This window comes from Zoogloea sp. LCSB751 (genome assembly GCF_002028455.1).
Classification (GTDB): Bacteria; Pseudomonadota; Gammaproteobacteria; order Burkholderiales; family Rhodocyclaceae; genus Zoogloea.
Map to the genome: position 1 here is coordinate 1 of NZ_MWUM01000477.1, position 247 is coordinate 247.

1 protein-coding gene is annotated in these 247 nt (G+C 63.2%); it reads right to left on the reverse strand.

The window, feature by feature from the left end:
- Positions 1 to 247 (reverse strand): membrane protein insertase YidC (yidC, locus tag B4920_RS27375; RefSeq protein WP_139379753.1); only part of this gene is annotated, 247 nt, incomplete at both ends.

Consider the following 247-nt stretch of genomic DNA (forward strand, 5'->3'; position numbering starts at 1 on the left):
TTCATAGGTGGGACGACCCTGGGGCTGGCTGTCCGGGCCATCGCGACCCACCAGACCACTCTGGGCAACATAGAGGTGCGCAGGCTGGCTTGTCAGCAGGGTGAATGGCTGTTCCTTGCCTTCTTCCAGCTTGTGGGCCAGCAGTTCGGCAGAGACGATGTCACCGCCCTGGGTATCCAGGGTCAGCTTGAGCACGTCGGAGGAGACGGTGACCAGCTTGCGTGCGGTGGTGGCGTTGGCTTGCTCG